This is a genomic window from Kitasatospora sp. NPDC048296 (genome assembly GCF_043201815.1).
Classification (GTDB): Bacteria; Actinomycetota; Actinomycetes; order Streptomycetales; family Streptomycetaceae; genus Kitasatospora.
Map to the genome: position 1 here is coordinate 1 of NZ_JBICZB010000192.1, position 2,055 is coordinate 2,055.

Sequence of the window (2,055 nt, forward strand, 5' to 3'; positions counted from 1 at the left end):
TTACTCATGTTGCTCTTGGTTCCCACCTGTGACTGCTTCCTCTGGGCTCATACGTCCCAGTGTCCAGGTGTCCAACCGCAGGGTGGAACTTCAGTTGCCGCGAAAAGCTCGCGGCCGACGGCTTCGCTCCAGGTGCCGTCAAGCCAGGGGGCGACGTCGTCGTGGAGGTAGCGGACGGCGAGGTGGCGGGCGTGTCCACCGCCGAGTTCCGCCGCAGCGTCGCCGAGCGACTTGGTCATTTGGCGGATCGCGGCGACCTCGCCACGGCCGACCTGGACCTTGCCGCCGGACTTGAGCCGCACGCGCCGCAGGGCGGCGTCCGAGTCGGGCAGACCCAACGCCGTGAGCGCGTAAGCGCTGGAGGCGGCCACGAATCCCCGGCGATCCACCTCGTCCCTCCGGTTCAGCTCGATGACGTAATCCACGGTATCGCCAACCACTGGGCAGCCGTGGCCAGTTGGCGGCCCAACTGAACTAGCGAGCTGTACACCGATGCGGTCGCGGCAGCACGGCCCGTCGACTGGCTCCGGACCACCCTCGGTGAGAAGCCGGTCTGGCTCGGTGTTCCAGCAACCGGTCTGTGCGCCTGCGCCCTCCCCGGGAGGGCGCAGGCGCTGTGTACCGTCTGGTCATCGGCGGGCTTCCTGCGGCCACAGCACCTCGACGGGCACGCCGTGCTGGCGGGCGTACGCGACCACGTCCGCCGTCCCGCCGTAGCCCAGGGCCGGCAGGCCGTCCCAGACGGCGAGGAGCTTGTCGACCTGCTGGACGAGGAGTTCGCTCCCCGCCATGTGGGCAGCTTCGTCGGACTCCACGTGCCCGGTCCGGTGAACGGCTGTGGCGAACTCCAAGAGCCGGTCGTAGGTGGGGTGATGCCACTGCGGCAGCCCGTCCCGGTACTGATCGGCCGGAATGACGGCCTCCAACTGCGCACCCCGCTCAAGCGCGATCTCTGCCAACCACGCGTCCGGCCCGTCCGCGATGCAGGACACAATGGTCAGCTCGTTCGGGTTCTCGCGCGCGAGAGCGTCTTCGAGCAACTGCCGTACCCGCCCCTCGACCTCGGTCGTCAGCCCTCGGTGCCCCGTGATCCCGATCCGCATCGGATTCCTTCCTAGAGATAGACGTCGTGCATGCGCTCATCAAACTCCCGAACGACCTTGGGCGGTGAGGAAGTGTTGAACGTCCGTCGAAGTGAGCGGCTCCGTTCGATGATTCGCCCTGAGCGGTACTGGAGACCGACCTCCAGAGCCTGCATCGCGAGTGTGAATGCCGCCTCGATCCGCCCTGCGGCGAGATGGCCTGCCGCGACATCCAGGATCAGAAGCGCGCGCTGTTTCGCGTGACCGTTGGCGAGAACGGGGCCTGCGCAATCCGAGATCCACTTGGAGAGTCCGAGTTTGGCGCCGCACGTCACTCTGAAACCGGCAACCTTGGTCTCATCGAAGCTGAACACCCATGGCCAAGGAGGCGGTTCGTCTTCGGTGTTGGCATGGACCGCCGCTCGGCTACGTGTCAATGCGCGGTCGGCACTACGCTGATCACCTGTGGCTGCGTGTCCGAGGGCCTCCACTGACGACAGCCATGCGTCGGCGACTGCGGGAGAGCCAGGCTCCAGAACGCTACGAGCTCGCTTCGCAAGGCTGATCGCCTGGATTCCGTTGCCGGTGTGTGCTTCGAACTGCGCAAGGCTTCCGGTCTGGTAGGCAACCAGGAGAGAACTTGTCCCCGATCGGGCGGCATTGATAGCAGCCCCGTAGAACGATCGCGCAGATCCGTGGTCTCCCATGTCCCATGCCAGCCATGCGTTCAGGCTCGCCACCTCGCTCGCGACGGCGGCGAGCCTGATCCGATGGGTAGCGGTCGGCGCTGCGCCAGCCAGCCCCTGGATCAGCCGAAGATGAGACCGGGCTGCATCGGCAAGTTCTCGTGAGGGCGTCGATCCGTCCAGTCGGCGGTATGAAGTTCCCCCGCTGAACTGGACAGCCTGATACTGGGACGGACGGTCCCGGAGGAAGCAGTTCAGGTAGTGAGTGGCAAGAGCAACATGAGCAA

3 protein-coding genes are annotated in these 2,055 nt (G+C 66.0%); all 3 read right to left on the reverse strand.

Translation table 11 applies throughout. From position 1 onward, the window contains the following. Positions 1 to 47: 47 nt before the first annotated feature. Positions 48 to 425 (reverse strand): hypothetical protein, encoded by a 378-nt coding sequence (locus ACGF12_RS38385; protein ID WP_393041234.1) that lies wholly within the window; start codon positions 423 to 425, stop codon positions 48 to 50. 204 nt (positions 426 to 629) lie between these two features. Then, positions 630 to 1,103 (reverse strand): hypothetical protein, encoded by a 474-nt coding sequence (locus ACGF12_RS38390; protein ID WP_393041237.1) that lies wholly within the window; start codon positions 1,101 to 1,103, stop codon positions 630 to 632. Between the two features lie 11 nt (positions 1,104 to 1,114). After that, positions 1,115 to 2,055 (reverse strand): DNA-binding protein (locus tag ACGF12_RS38395; RefSeq protein ID WP_393041240.1); only part of this gene is annotated, 941 nt, incomplete at its 5' end.

Bases quoted from the DNA above. Each gene is read 5' to 3' on its own strand.
- ACGF12_RS38390 (WP_393041237.1), bottom strand. From the start codon at position 1,103: ATGCGGATCGGGATCACGGGGCACCGAGGGCTGACGACCGAGGTCGAG.